We start from the raw sequence: 19,244 nt of genomic DNA on the forward strand, positions 1-19,244 counted from the left end.
CCGACCCTAACGACTCGCCGGCGCCGCTCGGCTAGGGTGCGGCCGTGACCCAGGACGAGACCCTCGCTGCGGACGTGGACGCGATCTGCCGACTGACGGGGCAGTTCACGCTCCGATCGGGTCAGCAGGCGACCGAGTACTTCGACAAGTACCTCTTCGAGGCCGACCCTCAGCTGCTGCTGCGCGTCGCCCGGGAGATGGTAGGCCTGCTGCCGGACGACACCGACCTGCTCGGTGGCCTCGAGCTCGGTGGCGTGCCGATCGCGACGATGGTCAGCAGCCTCACGGGCCGGCCGGCACTGTTCGTGCGCAAGAAGGCCAAGGAGTACGGCACCTGCAAGCTGGCCGAGGGCCCCGACGTCGCCGGTCGCCGGGTGACGCTGATCGAGGACGTGATCACCACGGGTGGGGCGGTCCGCGACGCGACGCGGGCGCTCCGGGAGGCCGGTGCCGAGGTGGAGGTCGTCGTGTGCGCGATCGACCGCAGCCCGGCGGGGGAGAACCCGCTCGCTGACGTCGGGCTCGAGGTGCGTCCGGTGCTCACCAAGGCCGAGCTGGACGCCGCCCGGGGCTAGCCGGTGGGCCTCAGGCCTCGGCCGGCTCGGAGGCGGTGTGCCGCTCCTGGTCGGGTGCCTCGACGGTGACGCTCTCGGACGAGGCGGCCCGGCGCGACCGCCCGAGGCGCTTCTTGAGCCACTCGTAGGCCAACGGCACCACGCTGAACGCCAGGATGGCGATCGTGACGTAGTCGATGTTCTCGCCCAGCCACGGGAACGCGGCGCCGAGGAAGTACCCGAGCAGGGTGATGCTGAGGACCCAGAGCGCGGCGCCGACGGCGCTCCAGACGAAGAACCGGCGCCGGTTCATCTGCGTCACGCCCGCGACGACGGTGATGTAGGTGCGCACGAACGGCGCGAAGCGGCCCAGCACCAGCGCCTTGCTGCCGTGCCGGTCGAAGAACGCGCTCGTCTTGTCCAGGTACTCGCGCTTGATGATCCGGCCGTCGCGCTCGTAGAGCGGCGGGCCGAGCTTGCGGCCTATCTCGTAGCCCGTGACGTTGCCGGCGAAGGCCGCCAGGGTGAGCAGCGCCACGGCGATCGTCAGCTCGACGGGTTCGTTGTGGATGCCGATCACGGAGTACCCGGTCGCGTTGCTGCCCGCGATGAAGAGCCCGAGGGCGAACAGCAGGGTGTCACCGGGTAGAAAAGGGAAGAACAGCCCACACTCCACGAACACCATCAGCAGGGCCAGCCAGATGAAGGCCGAGCCGTACTGGTGTTGCAGCCACTGCGGGTCCAGCCACTTGATGCCAAGCAGCAGCGGCGCCGTCGGCATCACTGAGATCACACGTCAACGGTACCTGCCATCGTCGAACCGTAGGTGGCTGATCGCTTAACGTGTGGCCGTGGAGGAGCGTGCGCCGTACGACCCGATGCCGCACGGTCCCCCCGAGGTCGGGGTCGGACCATGGCCCGGCGAATGGCCCAGCGGGCCGCAGTGGGACCCCGAGCTGTTGGCCGAGGGGGACCGGCGCAACGTCGTGGACCGCTACCGGTACTGGTCGGTCGAGGCGATCGTCGCCGACCTCGACACCCGGCGTCACGACTTCCACGTCGCGATCGAGAACTGGCAGCACGACTTCAACATCGGGACGATCGTGCGCACCGCCAACGCGTTCCTCGCCGCCGAGGTGCACATCGTCGGCAACCGACGGTGGAACCGCCGCGGCGCGATGGTGACCGACCGCTACCAGCACGTCCGGCACCACCCGACGGTTGCCGACCTCGCGGCATACCTCCACGACCACCCCGACGGGCCGGTCGCGCTGCACGGCATCGACAACCTGCCGGGCTCGGCACACCTGGAGACCGCGACCGTGCCGCGCCGGGTCTGCTTCCTGTTCGGCCAGGAGGGACCGGGGCTCTCCGACGGCGCCCGGGACGTCTGCGACGGGACGTTCTCGATCGCGCAGTTCGGCTCGACCCGCTCGATCAACGCCTCGGCGGCCGCCGCGATCGCGATGCACGCCTGGGTGCGGCAGTACGCCGACCTCGCGGGTGACGACGCCTGGCGGGGTTAGTGCGGGTCCGCGGCGAGGCTGGTCCGCAGCGCTTCGAGGCCGCGCGAGGAGTGGCTCTTGACGGTCCCCTCGCCGATCCGCAGCTCGGACGCCGTCTCCGCCACGGACAGCCCGAGCCAGTGCCGCAGCACCACGACCTTGCGCTGCATGAGCGGCAGCGCCTGGAGCGCGTCGAACAGCGCCGAGCGGTCCTCGACCGGGAGCGGCTCGCGAGCCGGCCGATCGACGACGGGAAGGCCGGGCGACTCGCGCCGCCACGGCCGGCGGTGCTCGTCGATGTCGGCGCGCACGATGATCGTCCGCACGTAGGCCTCCTCGCGCCCGTCGCGGTGCACGCGCGGCCAGGCGACGTAGAGCTTCACCAGCGCGGTCTGGACCAGGTCGTCGGCGCGGTGCCAGTCCCCGCAGATCGCGTAGGCGACCCGACGTAGGTGCGTGCGCCGTGCACCGACGAAGTCCGAGAACGCCCGATCGCGCTCGGCAGCTCTCACAGCAGGCCACCGCCGCCCTCGGCGTAGCGCTCCCTGGCGAGGTCGAGGAAGTCGTCGAGCGTGGCACCGCCCCGGGCAGCCCGCACGGCGATGTACTGCGGCACGAGGTCTCCGGTGGTGCTGCGTGCCAGGACGTAGAAGCGCTCCCCGGCCAGCTCGACCTCGGCCACCGCGCTGCGGTCCTCGGGTCCGGCCCAACTGACCGGCAGGCGGGGGTGTTGCCGCTGCTCGAGGATGGTGACCCCCGTGATGGGCTCGAGCCGCTCGGTGGCCGCCACGAACCGCACCAGTTCCTGGTCGGTCATCCCGGGCCAACCACCCTCGGGTGGCGTCCCTGTGCCGGATCGATCGCCGCCGCGTATCCCCTCGCCCTGAGCCTTCACCCACGCCTCGAAGCCGAGCCCGCGGGCGTACTCGGCCGGGATGCTCGCTGACGAGCCGCCTCCGTCCGCGCCGACGTACCCAGCCCACCAGGTCAGCGGGACCCCGGGCGCGGTGTAGGCCACCGCGACCGACCAGTCACCGTCGGCACCCACACCCCAGGGGTCGTCCGTCAGGCGCTGGATGTCGACCCGAGGCGCCACGTGCAGACCGTCGGGCCGGACATCGACCAGCATCGCGTCGGGTAGCCGGGTGTCGCGGATGACCGCAGTGCCCGACGCCGGAGGGAAGGTCGGTGCCGGATCCGGGGTCGCAGCAGCAATGGTGGGCGTGTCGGCGGGCAGCTGCGACACCGCCCTCCCGCCGTCCCCGCCGCCGAGGATGCCGACTCCGGTGACGGCGATCAGGACGACCGCGACCACGGAGGCGGACTCGGCGAGCCGGCGGCGCCTCAGCGCGCTGTGCGCTCGCGACAGCAGCACGTGGTCGTTGCTGAGCGGTGGGCCGTCGCCGAAGGAGCGCTCGATCTCGGCGCGGATGTCGGTGTCCATGCGATGGATACGGAAGTCGGCGGCGCCGGGTTGTCAGGGGGTCCGGAGAAGTTCGGCGATGGACGCCACCGCTTCCGCGGGGGCGGCGGTGACGACACCCACGTCGTCGGGCAGCTCCCAGGGGTCGATGAGCACGAGGGGGACGCCGGTACGCCGAGCGAGGGCGATCTCGCTGAGCGTGCCCCAGCTGCAGCCCACGGCCACGACGGCGTCGGCGGCGCGGACCAGCAGCCCGTTGCGCAGCTCGCCGAGCCCGGTGGGCAGCAGGAACGTGTGATCGGGCGAACCCTCAGACCGGTCGAGTCCGGGCATCAGGCCGATCGACGTGCCGCCACCGGCCCGGGCGCCCCGCGCAGCGGCTCCCATCACCCCGTGGTGCCCGCCGGTGAGCAGCACCGCGCCGGCCTGGGCCAGCAACCGGCCGACCGCCTCGGCGTTCTGGAGGTCCGCGGGCCGGGCGCCGTCGGCGGGGCCGACCACGGCGACGTACCGGCCGGTGAGGGACATGTCCCGAGGCTACGCGCGAGTAGCCGGATCGCCCCGGGACCTGAGGGACCGGGCGTCCCCTGATCCCGGGCCAGAGGTCCCTAGGGTCCCCTCCGGCCAGGCACTAGGGTCGAAGACGATCTGTTCAAGTCGTCCGCACGAGGAGTTCCGCATGCCCATCGCCACCCCCGAGAAGTACGCCGAGATGCTGGATGCGGCGAAGAAGAACTCGTTCGCCTTCCCGGCCATCAACGTCTCGTCGTCGCAGACCCTCAACGCGGCGCTCCAGGGGTTCGCCGAGGCCGGGGCCGACGGCATCATCCAGGTGTCCACCGGCGGTGCGGAGTACTTCTCCGGCCCGACGATCAAGAACATGGTCACCGGCTCGGTCGCCTTCGCGGCGTACGCCGCCGAGGTCGCCAAGAACTACCCGATCAACGTCGCCCTGCACACCGACCACTGCCCCAAGGGCAAGCTGGACGGCTTCGTGCGGCCGCTGCTCGAGATCTCCGCCGAGCGCGTCGCCCGCGGCGAGGCCCCCCTGTTCCAGTCGCACATGTGGGACGGCTCCGCGGTGCCGCTCGAGGAGAACCTCGAGATCGCCCAGGACCTGCTGGCCCGCGCCCACGCCGCCCACATCATCCTCGAGGTCGAGATCGGCGTCGTCGGTGGCGAGGAGGACGGTGTCGTCGGCGAGATCAACGACAAGCTCTACACCACCCCCGCGGACGCGCTGGCCACCATTGCGGCCCTCGGCTCCGGTGAGAACGGTCGCTACATGACCGCGCTGACCTTCGGCAACGTGCACGGCGTCTACAAGCCGGGCAACGTCAAGCTCCGCCCCGAGATCCTCAAGTCCGCGCAGGAGGCCGTCGCCGAGAAGCTCGGCCTGCCGGCCGACTCGAAGCCGTTCGACCTGGTGTTCCACGGCGGCTCCGGCTCGACCCCCGAGGAGATCGCCGCGGCGGTCGACTACGGCGTCGTGAAGATGAACGTCGACACCGACACCCAGTACGCCTTCACCCGCCCGGTCGTCACCCACATGTTCCAGAACTACGACGGCGTCCTGAAGATCGACGGCGAGGTCGGCAACAAGAAGCTCTACGACCCCCGCGCCTGGGGCAAGGCCGCCGAGAACGGCATGGCCGCTCGCGTGGTCGAGGCCTGCCAGAACCTGCGCTCCGCCGGCCACAGCATCGGCTGAGCCAGCACCTTCAGACCCAGCGCCTTCAGACCCGGCGCACGCATCACGCCGACGTCGTGCGGACGAACCTCGGGGGTTCGTCCGTACGGCGTCGTGTGCTGTGCAGGGTCAGTCGGCTGAGGCGGCGGGCGAGCCCGCGAAGCCGGCGTGACCGGGCCGCTCGAAGAACAGCACCGCGACGAACCCGAGGACCAGCGCGGCCGGCGGGAGCAGCATCGAGGTCGCCATCGCCTGGCTGAAGTGGTCGGCCACCTGCGGCGGCAGCGTGACCGGCCCGCCGTCACCGCCGGCGCCGGTGAACGCGGGCAGCCCCTCGGCCGCGAGCCGGGAGTCCATCAGCACCGCGATCGCCGCCGAGCCCAGCACCGCTCCCACCTGACGGGTCGCGTTGTAGACGCCCGACCCGGCGCCCGCCAGCTGCATCGGCAGGTTGCGGGTGGCCGTCGCGCTGTTGGGCGCCCAGACGCAGGCGTTGCCGATGCCGAGCACGACCATCGGCGCCACCAGCCACCAGATGTCGGTCTCGGGCGTCATCAGCCTCGAGAGCCACACCAGCGAGACGATGATGCAGGCGAAGCCGAAGCTGGTGATCAGCCGCGGGTGCACCCGGTCGGTGAGCTTGCCGACGTTGCGGGCCAGCAGGATCGTCATCACCGCCATCGGCACCAGCAGCAGCGCGGAGCGGGTCGGGCTGAGCCCGCGGACCACCTGCGCCCAGATCATGATCGGGATCGCCATCGCGGTGATCGAGAAGCCCATCGCCGAGATCGCGACGTTGGCGAGCGAGAAGTTGCGGTCGGCGAACAGCCGCAGCGGCACCAGCGGCTCCCGGCTGTTGCGCGCCTGCCAGAAGATGAAGGCCCCGAGGACCACGAGCCCGGCCGCGATCAGCGTCAGGATCACGCCGTTCCAGTCGTACTGGTGACCCTCCTGGATGCCGAACACCAGCAGGAACATGCCCACGCCGCTGAGCGCGACGCCCAGCCAGTCGAAGCGGTGGGCGTGGGTCTCCAGCCGCGGCACCAGCCGCACGGCGAGCACGAACCCGATCACGCCGACCGGCACGTTGATGAAGAAGATCCACTCCCAGCCCAGGCCGTCGACCAGCACGCCGCCGAGGATCGGGCCGACGAGTGTGGCCACACCGGCGGTCGCACCCCACAGCGCCATCGCGGCACCGCGTCGGTGGGCGGGGAAGATGCGGGTGATGATCGCCATCGTCTGCGGCGTCATCATCGAGGCGCCGAAGCCCTGGACCACGCGGGCCGCGATCAGCATCTCGATGGTGCCGGTCAGGCCGCACCAGAGCGAGGCGAGCGTGAACACCGTCAGACCGGTGAGATAGAGCCGCTTGGGCCCGAACCGGTCGCCGAGCCGGCCCGTGATCAGCACCGGCACGGCGTACGCCAGCAGGTAGGCGCTGGTCACCCACACGACGTTGTTCACGTCGGCGTGGAGGTCCTCGATGATCGCGGGGGTCGCGACCGAGACGATCGTGGTGTCGACCAGGATCATGAAGAAGCCGATGCACAGCGCGAACAGCGCCGGCCACGGCTCCTTGTCGTCGGTCGCGGCAGGGCGGCCGAGGGAGCTGTCGCTGGAGGTGGCGGGTTGGGTCACGGAGGACACTCAACACCGGACCATGGACAATCGACTACATGAACTCGTTGACTCCTGGTGCCGACCTGATGGCGGGCCCGCCGCCGACCCTGCTCCCCGAGGACCCGGCGGCGGCCGAGCTCGTCGAGGACGCCGACGTCATGGAGGTGGTTCGCCGGCACCCCGAGTCGCCGATCGCCTGGGCGACACTCGGCATGGTGCTGGCCAATCAGGCCGAGGACCTCGACGACATGGTGAGCGTCTACGCCTACGCCCGGGTCGGCTACCACCGCAGCCTCGACCAGCTGCGCCGCAGCGGCTGGAAGGGCCACGGCCCGGTGCCGTGGGAGCACGAGCCCAACCGCGGCTTCCTCCAGTCGCTCGCGCTGCTCGCGCTCGCGGCTCGGCAGATCGGCGAGACCGCCGAGTGGGAGCGGTGCTCGCAGTTCCTGCGCGACTCCAGCCAGACGGCGTACGACGAGCTCCTGGGCGAGCTCGACGACTGAGTGCCCGCACTGGTGCCGCACTAGCCGCGGGCGATCCGGACCAGCTCCGCGAGCACGCCCTCGGGCCGGCGGCTGGGCAGCCAGACCGCCCGGAGCGCCCGACCGAGGTCGAGGCCGTCGACCGGGACCACCACGAGCTGTCCGGCGGCCACCTCGGCGGCGATCGCGAGCTCGCTGAGCACCGCCGGCGCCTCGCCCTGGGCGGCCGCGGCCTTGACCGCGGCGGTGCTCGCGAGCTCCAGGTGCGAGGGCCCGAGCTCGAGCCCCGCACGAGCCAGTGCCCGGACCAACGTCTCGCGGGTGCCGGATCCGGCCTCGCGCAGGATCAGGTCGGAGCGCACGAGCTCGTCGGGGCTGAGGGGCGTACGCCGCCGCGACCACGGATGATCCGGGTCCACGACCACCACGAGGGCGTCGCGGCTCACGGTCGTGGACGCCAGCGAGGCCGGCACGCGGGGTGACTCGATGAAGCCCAGCGGCACCTCACCGCGCTCGACGCGGGCGACCACGTCGACGGAGTTGCCGACCTCGAGGCTCAGGTGCAGGTCGGGGTGGGTACGGCGGAACCGCGCCAGCCAGCGCGGCGCGAGGTACTCGGCGACGGTGAGGCTGGCGGCGACCGTGACCTGCGCGGCGCGCTGCTGCGCGAGCGATCGGGCACCGAGGCTGACCCGGTCGACCGCGGCCAGGGCCTCGCGGGCCCACGCGACCACCACCTCGCCCTCGGTGGTGATCTGGGAGCCGCTCGGGGTGCGGACGAGCAGGGTCAGCTGGAGCTGACGCTCGAGCCGGGTCAGGGACCGGCTCGCGTTGGGCTGGGCGATGCCGAGCTCGCGCGCCGCCGCACCGAGCGATCCGCCCTCCGCGACTCGCACCAGCAGGTCGAGCGCGGTCAGATCGGGACGCGAGGGCATGCGCTGATGATATGAGAACCGTGCAGCCCATATCACCAGCGCATGAGTTCAGGCCGGATCGACGGCTACCGCCAGTCGCCCGGCGGCCCGAGGCTGGAGCCATGGTCTCCACCCGTCTGCCCGGTCTCGCCGTCGCCGCAGCCGGTGCCGCTGCTGCACTCGCCGTGCACGCCGTCGTGGCGCCCCTGAGCCCGACGTTGGTCGCGATCGTGCTCGGCATGGTCCTAGCCGCCACGGGTGGCGTCGGGGAGCGCCTCCGGCCTGGCCTCGGAGTCGCGTCCCGCCGGCTCCTGCGCATCGGCGTCGCACTGCTCGGGCTGCAGCTGGTGCTCCCCGAGATCGCCGCCCTCGGCTGGCCGGTGCTGGTCGTGGTGGTGGGGGTCGTGGTGCTCGGCATCGCGCTCACGCTGGCGCTGGCTCGCTGGCTCGGTGTGCCCGGTGACACCGCGCTGCTGGTCGCCTGCGGGTTCTCGATCTGCGGCGCGGCCGCGGTGGCCGCGGTCAACGGGGTACGCCGCTCCCGGGAGGAGGACGTCGCCACCGTGGTGTCGCTGGTGGTCGTGCTCGGTAGTGTCGCGATGCTGCTCCTCCCGGCGGTTGCAGCTCTCGCCGGGCTGGCCCCGGTCGCCGCGGGTGCCTGGTCGGGCGCGTCGGTCCAGGAGGTCGGCCAGGTCGTGGTCGCCGGTGGCCTGGTCGGGGGTGTCGGCCTGCAGGTCGCGGTCGCGGTCAAGCTGGGCCGGGTCCTCCTGCTGGCACCCGTCCTGGCGATGGTGTCGCTGCGCTCGCGCACCGCCGGAGCAGCCAGGCCGCCGCTCGTGCCGGCGTTCGTCGCGGTGTTCCTCGGGCTCGCCGCTGCCCGCGCCGCCCTGCCCCTCCCGGCCGGAATCCTCGATGCGGCAGCCATCGCGCAGTCCGGCACCCTGGCCGCCGCGATGTTCGCGCTCGGCTGCGCGCTCGACCCCGCTGCGCTGCGGCGGACCGGCCGTCCGCTCGTCGTGCTCGCGTCGTCGGCGACCGTCCTGGTCGCGCTGCTCGGCCTCCCGGCCGCCTTCGTCGCGGGCTGACGTCGGTAGCCTTGCCCGGTGACCGACACCGCCGTACCCCCCGCTGCTGACGACGACCTGCCCGACCAGATGCGGGTACGCCGGGCCAAGCGGGCCCGGCTGCTCGAGGAGGGCCGCGAGGCCTACCCCGTGGTGGTGCCGCGCACCCACACGCTCGCGCAGGTGCGCGAGACGTGGGGCCACCTCGAGGCCGGTGAGGAGACCCAGGACGCGGTCGCGATCACCGGTCGGGTCGTGTTCATCCGCAACACCGGCAAGCTCTGCTTCGCCACGCTGCAGGAGGGCATCGGCACCCGGCTCCAGGTGATGCTGAGCCTGGCCGAGGTCGGCGAGGACGCGCTCGCGGACTGGAAGGCCACGGTCGACCTCGGTGACCACGTGGCCGTCGAGGGCCGGGTGGTCTCCTCCAAGCGGGGCGAGCTCTCGGTGATGGCGACCTCGTGGGCGATGGCGTCCAAGGCGCTGCGCCCGATGCCGGTGCTGCACAAGGACCTCTCCGAGGAGTCGCGGGTCCGGCAGCGGTACGCCGACCTGATCGTGCGCCAGGAGGCGCGCGACATGGTCCGCACCCGCGCCGCGATCGTGCGCGCCGTACGCCGGACGCTGGAGGACCAGGGCTACCTCGAGATCGAGACGCCGGTGCTGCAGCTGATCCACGGCGGCGCCCGGGCGCGGCCGTTCCGCACCCACATGAACGCGTTCGACCAGGAGATGACGCTGCGCATCGCCCTGGAGCTGAACCTGAAGAAGGCCGTCGTCGGTGGCGTCGACCAGGTCTTCGAGATCGGCCGGATCTTCCGCAACGAGGGCTCGGACTCCACGCACAGCCCGGAGTTCACGATGCTGGAGGTCTACCAGGCGTACGGCGACCAGCACACGATGGCCGCGTTGATGAAGGACATGTTCCTGGCCGCCGCCGACGCGCTCGGCTCGCGCACCATCGAGACGCCGGCTGGGGTCATCGACCTCGACACCGAGTGGCGCTGGCTGCCGGTCTACACAGGCGTGAGCGAGGCCGTCGGTCAGGAGATCACCCCGGATACCGAGGCCGCGACGCTGCGGGCGCTCATGGACGAGCACGGGCTCACCTACGACCCGGCGTGGGGCGCGGAGAAGCTCGTCCTCGAGATCCTCAGCGAGCTGGTCGAGCCGACGCTGCTGCAGCCGACGTTCGTCTGCGACTACCCGCCGTCGGCCCAGCCATTGGCTCGTCCGCACCGCAACGACCCGCGCCTGATCGAGGCCTGGGACCTGATCGTCGGCGGGGTCGAGCGCGGCACGGCGTTCAGCGAGCTCGTCGACCCGGTCATCCAGCGCGAGGTGCTCACCGAGCAGTCGCGGCAGGCCGCCGGCGGCGACGTCGAGGCGATGCAGCTCGACGAGGACTTCCTGCGGGCGCTGGAGTACGGCGCCCCGCCGATGGGCGGCATCGGCCTGGGCATCGACCGGCTGATCATGCTGTTCACGAGCGCCGGCATCCGCGAGACGATCCTGTTCCCGCACCTCAAGGCCGAGGCCGAGCGCTGACCCGTCGGGGCTGTCGGGAGTGTCGGCGGGCGCCGGAGCCCTACCCGTGTGGCCCCGGCGTCCCGCCTGCGCATCACCGGTCCGACCGATCCCCCGATGCGGGTCGTCCCGGCGTGTGACCGCGCCCCGAGATGTCGCGGCCGTCTGCGCCTACCCGGATCCTCGCACTGACAGGTCCGTGCCAACCGGTGAGAAGTGGCCGCTGGCATTAAGATGCCACCATGGGGCGCTCGGAACCGACGACCGTGCTCACCGCCCTCGGCTTCAGCCCGGCGGTGGAGCGGATCTACGAGGACGTCCTGCGCCACTCGGGCCAGCGTGTGCCGTTCATGGCGGCCGCAGTGCTGCGCTCGCCCGAGCAGCTCCTGAGCGACCTGGAGCCCCTGGCCGCGCGCGGGATCGTGCGTGTCGCCGACGACCGGGTCTACGTCGAGCCGCCGGCCCGGGCGCTGGCGCGGCTGATCGTCGAGCAGAGCGAGGCCGCCTCCCGCGCCCACGCGGACCTGACGGCGCTCGCCCGCGCCGTACCGCTCCTGGTGGCGCACTCCGCACGCCCGGCCGAGGGTGAGGTCCACGACGTCGTGCCGATCGACGGCGAGGTCAGCTCGGGCGGCGACCCGCGGCCGCTCATCGCGGCGCTGATCCGCAACAGTGTCGGCGACCTGTCCTGGCTGCGGCCCGACCAGTGGCGGGTGCACCGCGAGGGCGAGATGCTCGAGGTCGTGCGGGAGCTCGTGGCCTCGGGGCGCCGATCCCGGGCGATCTACCCGATGCGGATCCTCCGCGAGGCGCCCGAGGTGGTCCGGGCCCGCGCCGAGGTGGGCGAGCAGATCCGGGTGCTCCCCGACGTACCGACCCGGATGTTCATCATCGGCACCACCCACGCCGTGGTCCCCGAGCCGCTCGGCTTCACCGACGAGCCGCGCTCGCTCGTGCGCCAACAGGGCATCGTCGAGGCGATGGGTCTGCTGTTCGAGATGATGTGGGAGCGGGCCTCGCCCGTCCCCGAGCTCGAGCAGCTCGACGGTGGGCCCGACCTGCGGGCGTTCCTGCTCCGCCAGCTCGCCACCGGCGCGCAGGACGAGCAGGTCGCCCGCCAGCTGGGGTTGAGCCTGCGCACCGTACGCCGCCGCGTCGCCGACCTGATGAGCGAGCTCGGCGCGGACTCCCGGTTCCAGGCGGGCGTCGAGGCGGTACGCCGCGGCTGGCTCTGAGGTGCTGCGTCAGGAGTAGGCCCGGAGCACGCAGAACTCGTTGCCCGACGGGTCCGCGTAGTGCCGCCACGGCAGGTCGCCCCAGTCGAAGTGAAGCTCGCGCCCGCCGTGCTCCGCGATGGCGGCCGCGACCTCGTCGGCGTCCTCGCCGGCCTCGAGGCGGACGTCGAGGTGGATCGGGTTCTTCGCCGCGCCCTTCGGCGCGGCCTCCGGGCAGAGCTCGAGGAGCGGGCCGCACTCTGAGGGGTGCCGCAGCGACCGGGTCGCGACCCCGTCGACCGGGATCCAGCCCGTCAGCCAGGCCCAGAACTCCGCGTCCCGGTCCGGGTCTGCCGACTCGAGCGGCAGGGCCGCGAGCGGGCCCGTGCCGTCGTACGCCGTCCGCTCCTCCGTCACGCAGAGCCGGTTGCCCTCCGGGTCGCCGAGGACGACCCAGGGCACCTCGCCCTGGCCGACATCGAGACGGTGCGCGCCCGTCTCGAGCAGCCGGTCGACGACGTCCGCCTGCCGGGTGCCGCCCGCGAGGTCGAGGTGGAGACGATGCGGTCCGGCGGACGGCTCGGTGACCCGCTGGAAGCACAGGTCGAGCACCGGCCCGCCCTCGACGGCCAGCCGCGTCTCGTAGCCGGCCTCCTCGTCGGTCAGCCGCTCGCAGCCGAGCGCCGCCTCCCAGAACCGGCCCACCCGCTGCGGGTCGACCGCGTCGAACACGATGTTCTCGAGGTACATGTGACTCACGGTAGGTCGGGACGACGACCGCAGGTACGGCGTGGCGGTGGTCGGTGGGTTGCGGGGGTTTCGACGACGCTCGCTGGCGCTCGCTGCTCGACCAGCGGTGGCGGGTGGGGCTCATGTCCTTCGGGTGAAGGCGACCTTGCCGTTGGGGAGCAGGGTGGTCTGGTAGTTGGGGTCGTGGGCTCGGGCGTGGTGGTGGGGACAGTAGAGGCGGGCGTGGGTGATGTCGGTCGTTCCGCCGGTGGCCCAGGAGGGTTCGTGGTGGGTCTGGGTCATCCCGGGGGGCCAGTCGCACCGGTCGGCGGTGCAGCCTTTGTCGCGCAGTGCGATCGCGATCCTCTGGGCTTTGGTGTGGAAGCGGCGGGTGCGGCCGAGGTCGAGGACTTCGGAGGTGCCGCTGAGGACGGCGGGGAGGATGCCGGCTTCGCAGGCGAGTCGTCGGGCTTGGCCGGGGGAGATCACGGCGCCGGTGTCGAGGACCCCGGGCTTGAGCCCGCCCTGCAGTGTCTCGATGGGGATCGTGACCACGACGGTGGCGGACACCCCACCGGCTTCAGGAAGCTTGTTGGTGGGGTAGCGCTCGATCCACTCGACCAGCGCTTGTCCGAGCCGTTCGGGGCTGGGGCGACGTTCCCCGAGGTGTCCGTCGACCGCGGCCCGGTGCTTGGGTGCGGCGATCGCGAGGAGCTGCTTCTTGAACATCTGCCCCTGGGCCGTGGGGAGGGCGAAGGTGCCCCGCACGATCCCGTCCTCATCCTCGCGCATCGTGAGCCGGACCTTGGCTGACGCTGCGGCCTCTTCGGCAGCGAGCAGCTTGGCGGTGTGGGCGTCGGCGGCCTCGGGGTCGATGACGTGCAGGAGTCCTTTGCCGAGGTTGGCGAGCTCTTTGGCGTTGTAGTGGGCTGCTTCACCGATGAGGTGGGCCTCGGCTCGGTCCCGGAGGTCTGGGTCGACGTGGTCGGGGAGCTCGTCGACGGCGTGGATGATCACGGCTGCTTGGTCGGGCAGCACGTCACCGGCCTTGAACGCGGCGTGCACGAGGGGGTGCTTGTCGAAGCCGGTGCCGAGCTTGGTGATCCGGTGGGCTTCGGCGTGGGCGAGGCGGGTCTGGTGCGCCCACCAGTTCGGCACCGAGGTGGCGCCGACCTGCTCCGCCACACCCACGGACGAGGCATGGGTGGCGAGGCGGGCCTGCAGCTCGGTGACCCTCGCTGCGACCCGGGTGAGCTCGACGACGGTGGCGGCGGTCTCGTGGACGTCCATCGACCACAGGGACGCGTCACCGACCTGGTCGAGGACGCCGGAGATCTCGGTGACGGCGCGCGTGACACGGTGTGAAGGGTGAGCTTGTGCGGTCATCGCCACTCCCGAGATGAAGTCGTGGCGACAGTCTAACGAACACATGTTCGAGTTGTCAAGGATCGGATTTGACTCGTTCTGGCGGGGTGGTTTCGAGGCTCGGGCCTGGCGGCCCTCGCACCTCAACCACCGGAGGTCGGTGGTTTCGAGGCTCGGGCCTGGCGGCCCTCGCACCTCAACCACCGGAGGTCGGTGGTTTCGAGGCTCGGGCCTCTGGGCCCTCGCACCTCAACCACCGCGCGGGGAGGCGGCGGTCCGAGGGCCGGGAGGCAGCCTGGGCTGCGGCGGACCGGTCCGCTTTGCTGCCAAATGACGGCGACCACAATCGGCCTGAAGCCGATGCACATCTCGACCTGGGCGCTCGGGCTTCGGTGGTTTCGAGGCTCGCTGCGCTCGCACCTCAACCACCGTGTGGTTTCGAGGCTCGCTGCGCTCGCACCTCAACCACCGTGTGGTTTCGAGGCTCGCTGCGCTCGCACCTCAACCACCGTGTGAGGGCGTCAGGGGAGGAGCATGGAGTACGCGGCGGGGTCGACGCGCCAGGTGCGGCGGCGCTCAGGGCCGTAGATCTCGCCGTCGGCGCTGCACCAGAAGGGGCCGCCGGTGATCGAGACGGTGCTGCCCCGCAGGTAGACGACGTCGTCACGCTCGGGGTGGGTGCCGAGACCGAGGCGGGCGGCGTACGCCAGCCGCGCCAGCGGCCCCACGGAGCGGGAGATCAGCACGTCGACCTGTCCGTCGCCGGGGTCGGCGTCGGGGGTGAGCTCGGTGCCGCCGCCGACGGAGGGGCCGTTGCCGACCGCCGCCATCAGCACCGGGTGGTCCAGGTCGTTGACGACGACGCCGTCGACCTCGACGCGGACCCGCACGATGGGTGGGTTCCAGGCGGTGAGGGCGGCGCCGATCGGGTAGCCGAGCTTGCCGAGGTTGACCTTGCCGACACCCACGGAGTGCAGACGGTCCTTCCAGCGTTGGCCGCGCCGGCTCGCGTTGGCGCCGGCGCCCACGTGCACGCTGTTGACGACGACCTCGCCGACCTCGTCGACGACGAGGTCCATCGGCCGGGGCCGGTCGAGGAGCACGACGCGGGCGGCCTCCTCGATGTCGAGGGGGATGCCGGTGCCGCGGGCGAAGTCGTTGCCCGTCCCGAGCGGCAGCAGCCCGAGGACCGCGCCCTTGAGCTCGTGGCGCCGGTGCAGGGCCGCGATCACCGCGTGCAGGCTGCCGTCGCCGCCGGCCACGACGATCCGGCGCGACCCCGCACGGTGGAGGACGCCGTCCAGCTCGCCCGGGTTGGAGGTCGCCGCCACCTCCACCGAGGCCCGCTCACGCAGAACGGCGAGCGCGGTCGCCAGCGTCTCCTCGTCGGAGGTGCCGGCCTCACTGTTGGTGATCACGAGGAGGGGGTCCACGCCGCGGACACTATCCGAGCCCTCGAAGGACGACGCCCCGCTTTGGTAGCGTGTGGTCGCAAGAGCTCCGGTGCCTTGTGCCGGAGCTGTTTCATTTCCCGTGGCCCCCTGCCGGGTCACCGCTAGGAGCAACATGCCCGCGATCGCCATCATCGGTGCCCAGTGGGGCGACGAGGGGAAGGGCAAGGCGACCGACCTCCTCGGCACCAGCGTCGACTACGTCGTGAAGTTCAACGGCGGCAACAACGCCGGCCACACGGTCGTCATCACCCAGCCGGACGGCAGCACGGAGAAGTACGCGCTGCACCTGCTGCCCAGCGGCATCCTCACCCCAGGCTGCACGCCGGTCATCGGAAACGGCGTCGTCATCGACCTGGCTGTGCTGTTCGAGGAGCTCGAGGCGCTCGAGGCCCGCGGGGTCGACGTCAGCCGGCTGCGGGTCAGCGCCAACGCCCACGTGATCGCCGACTACAACCGCACGATCGACAAGGTCACCGAGCGGTTCCTCGGCTCGCGGCGCATCGGGACGACCGGGCGCGGCATCGGCCCGACGTACGCCGACAAGATGAACCGCATCGGCATCCGGGTCCAGGACATCTTCGACGAGAAGATCCTGACCCAGAAGGTCGAGGGCGTGCTCGACCTCAAGAACCAGATCCTCACCAAGATCTACAACCGCCGCGCCGCCACGGTCGAGGCCACGGTCGAGGAGCTGCTGGCGTTCGCCGACCGGCTCCGCCCGATGGTCTGCGACACCGGACTGCTGCTCAACCAGGCCCTGGACCGCGGCGAGACCGTGCTGCTCGAGGCCGGTCAGGCCACGCTGCTCGACGTCGACCACGGGACCTACCCGTTCGTGACGTCCTCCTCGGCGACCGCCGGCGGCGCCTGCACCGGCTCGGGCATCCCGCCGCGCCGCCTCGACCGGATCATCGGCATCGTCAAGGCCTACACGACCCGCGTGGGCGAGGGCCCGTTCCCGACCGAGCTCTTCGACGACGCCGGCGCCCACCTCAGCAAGGTCGGTGCGGAGTTCGGCACCACCACCGGGCGGCCGCGCCGCTGCGGCTGGTACGACGCGGTGATCGCGCGCTACGCCGCCCGGGTCAACGGCGTCACCGACTTCGTGCTCACCAAGCTCGACGTGCTCACCGGACTGGACCAGGTGCCGGTCTGTGTCGCGTACGACGTGGGCGGCGTGCGCCACGACGAGATGCCGGTCAACCAGAGCGACTTCCACCACGCCGTCCCGATCTACGAGTACTTCCCTGGCTGGTGGGAGGACATCTCCGGCGCGCGCACGTTCAGCGACCTGCCGGCCAACGCCCAGGCCTACGTCAAGGCGGTCGAGAAGATGTCGGGCGCTCGCATCTCCGCGATCGGCGTCGGACCCGCGCGCGACGCGACCATCGCCATTCACGACCTGATCTGAGACCGTTCGGGTCATGACCGACCCGACTCACCTCGACCCGGTCGCAGCGATCGACCGCCTGCGGGCGGCGTTCCGGGGTCCCGCCGCGCACCGCTCCCTGCACGCGAAGGGCCGGTTCTACGCCGGCACCTTCACTCCCACCGCTGAGGCGGGTGCGCTCGGGCGCGCGCGTCACCTCCACGAGCCGACACCGGTGCTGGTGCGCTGGTCGAACGCGGGCGGCGACGCCGCCGTGCCCGACCGGACCCCGGACATCCGGGGGATGGCGGTGAAGTTCCGCCTCTCCGACGGCACGGCGACCGACCTGCTCGGCCAGACGTCGCCCCGGTTCCCGACCGACGATCCCGAGGAGTTCGTCGCGATGACCGAGGCGTCGGTGCACAAGCTGACGTTCCCGCTGTTCCTCGCCCGGCATCCGCGGATGGTGCCGGCGATCGTGGCGGGCGTGCGCGGCAAGGCGATCTCGACGCCGGTCAGCTTCGCGGAGACGACGTTCTACCCGATCCACGCCTACGGCTGGCTGGACGCCGAGGACCGGCGTACGTGGGTGCGCTACACTTTCGTGCCCACCGCGACCAAGGCCGACCGGCTCGAGCGGCGCTTCAGCGGTGCGGACGCGCTCTTCGAGGAGATGGCCGCGCGGCTGGAGCGGGGCCCGGTCGCCCACGAGGTGCGGGTGCAGGTCGCGAGCGAGGGGCACGACCCCCACTCGTCGACATCGGTGTGGAAGGGGGCCCGCGAGCTCGTGGCCGGGCGGATCGTGGTCACCGAGGCGCTCGCCGACCAGGAGGCCGGTGGGCCGGTGGTGTTCGACCCCACCCGCGTGGTCGACGGCATCGAGCTCTCCGACGATCCCATCCTGCGGTACCGACCGGTGGCCTACACGGAGTCGGTGTCGCGCCGGTCGTAGTCTTGCCGCCTGTGAAGATCCTCGTCATCGGGACCGGTGGCCGCGAGCACGCGCTCGCTCGCTCCCTCGCGCTCGACCCCGCCGTGACCGAGGTGCACGCAGCACCCGGCAACCCCGGGATCGCCGCGGTCGCCACCCTGCACGACGTCGACCCGATGTCGGGCGCCTCGGTCGCCGACCTCGCGGTCGCGCTCGGTGTCGACCTCGTGGTCGTGGGGCCCGAAGCGCCCTTGGTGGCCGGTGTCGCGGACCACGTGCGCGAGCGGGGGATCGCGGTCTTCGGGCCGTCGCAGGCGGCCGCGCAGCTCGAGGGCTCCAAGGCGTTCTCCAAGGGCGTCATGGAGGCCGCGGGTGTGCCGACCGCCGGCTCCCACACGTGCACCACGCCCGCCGAGGTCGCCGCCGCGCTCGACGGCTTCGGACCTCCGTACGTCGTGAAGGACGACGCGCTGGCCGCAGGCAAGGGCGTGGTCGTCACCCGCGACCGGGACGAGGCGCTGGCCCACGCGGCCGGCTGTGACCGGGTCGTGGTCGAGGAGTTCCTCGACGGCCCGGAGGTCTCGGTGTTCGCGCTGTGCAGCTTCAACGAGGGCGACGGCGCCACGGCGTACGCGCTGCAGCCCGCGCAGGACTTCAAGCGGATCTTCGACGGGGGCCGCGGCCCCAACACCGGTGGCATGGGCTCCTACACGCCCCTGGCCTGGGCGCAGCCGGATCTCGCCGACGTGGTCCTCGCGACCGTCGTCCGGCCGACGCTGGACGAGATGGTCGCCCGCGGCACGCCGTTCGTCGGGTGCCTGTACGTCGGGCTCGCGTTGACGGAGTCGGGGCCGCGGGTGATCGAGTTCAACGTCCGGTTCGGCGACCCGGACATCCAGCCGGTGCTGGCGATGCTCGAGTCGCCGCTGGGCGAGCTGCTCGCCGCCGCGGCGTCCGGACGACTGGGAGAGGTGCCCGCCCCGGTGTTCCGCGACGGCGCCGCGGTGACGGTCGTGCTCGCCTCGGCGGGCTATCCCGAGTCCTCCTCGACGGGTGACGTCATCACCGGTGTCGACCTGGCCGAGCAGCAGGACGGGGTGGACGTCATCCACGCCGGTACGGCGATGTCCGACGGTGACCTGGTCACCGCCGGCGGCCGGGTGCTGGCCGTCCGGGCGGTGGGATCGGACGTCGCCGAGGCGCGTCGTACGGCGTACGCCGCCGCCGACCTGGTCTCGTTCCCCGGCATGCAGCGACGCTCCGACATCGCTGCCGAGCCGCTGGGCGTGGTCGAGGGCGCCTCCCTGCGCTGAGCATCGTCGGGTCGTGTGCTCCAGAACGGTCCATGGACCGTCCTCAGACACACGACCCGCCCAGGGAGGGTGGCGGCCGTGGGAGAA

At 71.9% G+C, this 19,244-nt stretch carries 19 protein-coding genes; 10 read left to right on the forward strand and 9 right to left on the reverse strand.

What is annotated here, in order from left to right:
- Positions 1-44 precede the first annotated feature (44 nt).
- On the forward strand, positions 45-575 hold the full coding sequence (gene pyrE / locus AC3ANS_RS01285; RefSeq protein ID WP_488294372.1) for an orotate phosphoribosyltransferase: 531 nt from the start codon (positions 45-47) through the stop codon (positions 573-575).
- Between the two features lie 10 nt (positions 576-585).
- Here the strand turns inward: pyrE and AC3ANS_RS01290 are convergent, their stop codons facing one another.
- Positions 586-1,347: a DedA family protein gene (locus AC3ANS_RS01290; RefSeq protein WP_488294373.1), complete on the reverse strand. Its 762-nt coding sequence runs from the start codon at positions 1,345-1,347 to the stop codon at positions 586-588.
- An 85-nt stretch (positions 1,348-1,432) separates the two neighbouring features.
- Here AC3ANS_RS01290 and AC3ANS_RS01295 point away from each other — a divergent pair, with 85 nt between their 5' ends.
- A complete protein-coding gene (locus AC3ANS_RS01295) occupies positions 1,433-2,080 on the forward strand; it encodes a TrmH family RNA methyltransferase (protein WP_488296575.1) in 648 nt (215 codons plus the stop codon).
- Here AC3ANS_RS01295 and AC3ANS_RS01300 read toward each other — a convergent pair.
- From AC3ANS_RS01300 to AC3ANS_RS01310, 3 genes are read right to left on the reverse strand one after another with little or no spacing between them, the layout of a single operon-like run.
- On the reverse strand, positions 2,077-2,571 hold the full coding sequence (locus tag AC3ANS_RS01300; protein ID WP_488294374.1) for a SigE family RNA polymerase sigma factor: 495 nt from the start codon (positions 2,569-2,571) through the stop codon (positions 2,077-2,079). The two genes, AC3ANS_RS01295 and AC3ANS_RS01300, sit on opposite strands and share 4 nt — an antisense overlap.
- Positions 2,568-3,503 carry a hypothetical protein gene (locus AC3ANS_RS01305; protein WP_488294375.1) on the reverse strand — a complete coding sequence of 312 codons (936 nt, stop codon included), beginning with the start codon at positions 3,501-3,503 and terminating at the stop codon, positions 2,568-2,570. Before AC3ANS_RS01305 ends, AC3ANS_RS01300 begins: the two co-directional genes overlap by 4 nt.
- A gap of 33 nt (positions 3,504-3,536) precedes the next feature.
- Positions 3,537-4,010 (reverse strand): SLOG cluster 4 domain-containing protein, encoded by a 474-nt coding sequence (locus AC3ANS_RS01310; protein ID WP_488294376.1) that lies wholly within the window; start codon positions 4,008-4,010, stop codon positions 3,537-3,539.
- A 151-nt stretch (positions 4,011-4,161) separates the two neighbouring features.
- On the opposite strand from AC3ANS_RS01310, the gene fbaA reads away from it, so the two are divergent.
- A complete protein-coding gene (fbaA, locus tag AC3ANS_RS01315; RefSeq protein WP_488294377.1) occupies positions 4,162-5,193 on the forward strand; it encodes a class II fructose-bisphosphate aldolase in 1,032 nt (343 codons plus the stop codon).
- 108 nt (positions 5,194-5,301) lie between these two features.
- Here fbaA and AC3ANS_RS01320 read toward each other — a convergent pair whose 3' ends face one another.
- Positions 5,302-6,813, reverse strand: coding sequence for a DHA2 family efflux MFS transporter permease subunit (locus tag AC3ANS_RS01320; protein WP_488294378.1), 1,512 nt, complete (start codon positions 6,811-6,813; stop codon positions 5,302-5,304).
- A gap of 38 nt (positions 6,814-6,851) precedes the next feature.
- On the opposite strand from AC3ANS_RS01320, the gene AC3ANS_RS01325 reads away from it, so the two are divergent.
- Positions 6,852-7,298: a DUF3151 domain-containing protein gene (locus AC3ANS_RS01325; protein WP_488294379.1), complete on the forward strand. Its 447-nt coding sequence runs from the start codon at positions 6,852-6,854 to the stop codon at positions 7,296-7,298.
- Between the two features lie 20 nt (positions 7,299-7,318).
- Here the strand turns inward: AC3ANS_RS01325 and AC3ANS_RS01330 are convergent, their stop codons facing one another.
- Complete coding sequence (locus AC3ANS_RS01330; RefSeq protein WP_488294380.1) at positions 7,319-8,212, reverse strand: LysR substrate-binding domain-containing protein; 894 nt, start codon at positions 8,210-8,212, stop codon at positions 7,319-7,321.
- A gap of 101 nt (positions 8,213-8,313) precedes the next feature.
- On the opposite strand from AC3ANS_RS01330, the gene AC3ANS_RS01335 reads away from it, so the two are divergent.
- The 3 genes from AC3ANS_RS01335 to AC3ANS_RS01345 all read left to right on the forward strand — a co-directional run bounded on the left by AC3ANS_RS01335 (position 8,314) and on the right by AC3ANS_RS01345 (position 12,017).
- On the forward strand, positions 8,314-9,276 hold the full coding sequence (locus tag AC3ANS_RS01335; RefSeq protein ID WP_488294381.1) for a YeiH family protein: 963 nt from the start codon (positions 8,314-8,316) through the stop codon (positions 9,274-9,276).
- A 69-nt stretch (positions 9,277-9,345) separates the two neighbouring features.
- Positions 9,346-10,803, forward strand: a complete 1,458-nt coding sequence (gene lysS, locus AC3ANS_RS01340; RefSeq protein ID WP_488296576.1) for a lysine--tRNA ligase — start codon at positions 9,346-9,348, stop codon at positions 10,801-10,803.
- Positions 10,804-11,024: 221 nt separating this feature from the next.
- Positions 11,025-12,017: a LuxR C-terminal-related transcriptional regulator gene (locus tag AC3ANS_RS01345; protein ID WP_488294382.1), complete on the forward strand. Its 993-nt coding sequence runs from the start codon at positions 11,025-11,027 to the stop codon at positions 12,015-12,017.
- A gap of 9 nt (positions 12,018-12,026) precedes the next feature.
- Here the strand turns inward: AC3ANS_RS01345 and AC3ANS_RS01350 are convergent, their stop codons facing one another.
- From AC3ANS_RS01350 to AC3ANS_RS01360, 3 genes are all read right to left on the reverse strand, one after another.
- A complete protein-coding gene (locus AC3ANS_RS01350) occupies positions 12,027-12,746 on the reverse strand; it encodes a VOC family protein (RefSeq protein WP_488294383.1) in 720 nt (239 codons plus the stop codon).
- A gap of 120 nt (positions 12,747-12,866) precedes the next feature.
- Positions 12,867-14,111 carry a DUF222 domain-containing protein gene (locus AC3ANS_RS01355; protein WP_488294384.1) on the reverse strand — a complete coding sequence of 415 codons (1,245 nt, stop codon included), beginning with the start codon at positions 14,109-14,111 and terminating at the stop codon, positions 12,867-12,869.
- A gap of 500 nt (positions 14,112-14,611) precedes the next feature.
- Positions 14,612-15,523, reverse strand: coding sequence for a diacylglycerol/lipid kinase family protein (locus AC3ANS_RS01360; protein ID WP_488294385.1), 912 nt, complete (start codon positions 15,521-15,523; stop codon positions 14,612-14,614).
- Between the two features lie 133 nt (positions 15,524-15,656).
- Between AC3ANS_RS01360 and AC3ANS_RS01365 the strand changes: the two genes are divergently transcribed.
- The 3 genes from AC3ANS_RS01365 to purD are packed head-to-tail and all read left to right on the forward strand — an operon-like array spanning position 15,657 to position 19,157.
- Entirely contained in the window at positions 15,657-16,955 is a 1,299-nt protein-coding gene (locus tag AC3ANS_RS01365) for an adenylosuccinate synthase (RefSeq protein ID WP_488294386.1), read from the forward strand.
- A 13-nt stretch (positions 16,956-16,968) separates the two neighbouring features.
- A complete protein-coding gene (locus tag AC3ANS_RS01370) occupies positions 16,969-17,865 on the forward strand; it encodes a catalase (protein WP_488294387.1) in 897 nt (298 codons plus the stop codon).
- An 11-nt stretch (positions 17,866-17,876) separates the two neighbouring features.
- Positions 17,877-19,157 (forward strand): phosphoribosylamine--glycine ligase, encoded by a 1,281-nt coding sequence (purD, locus tag AC3ANS_RS01375; RefSeq protein ID WP_488294388.1) that lies wholly within the window; start codon positions 17,877-17,879, stop codon positions 19,155-19,157.
- Positions 19,158-19,244: the final 87 nt, after the last annotated feature.

This window comes from Nocardia sp. 149-1B (genome assembly GCF_057747975.1).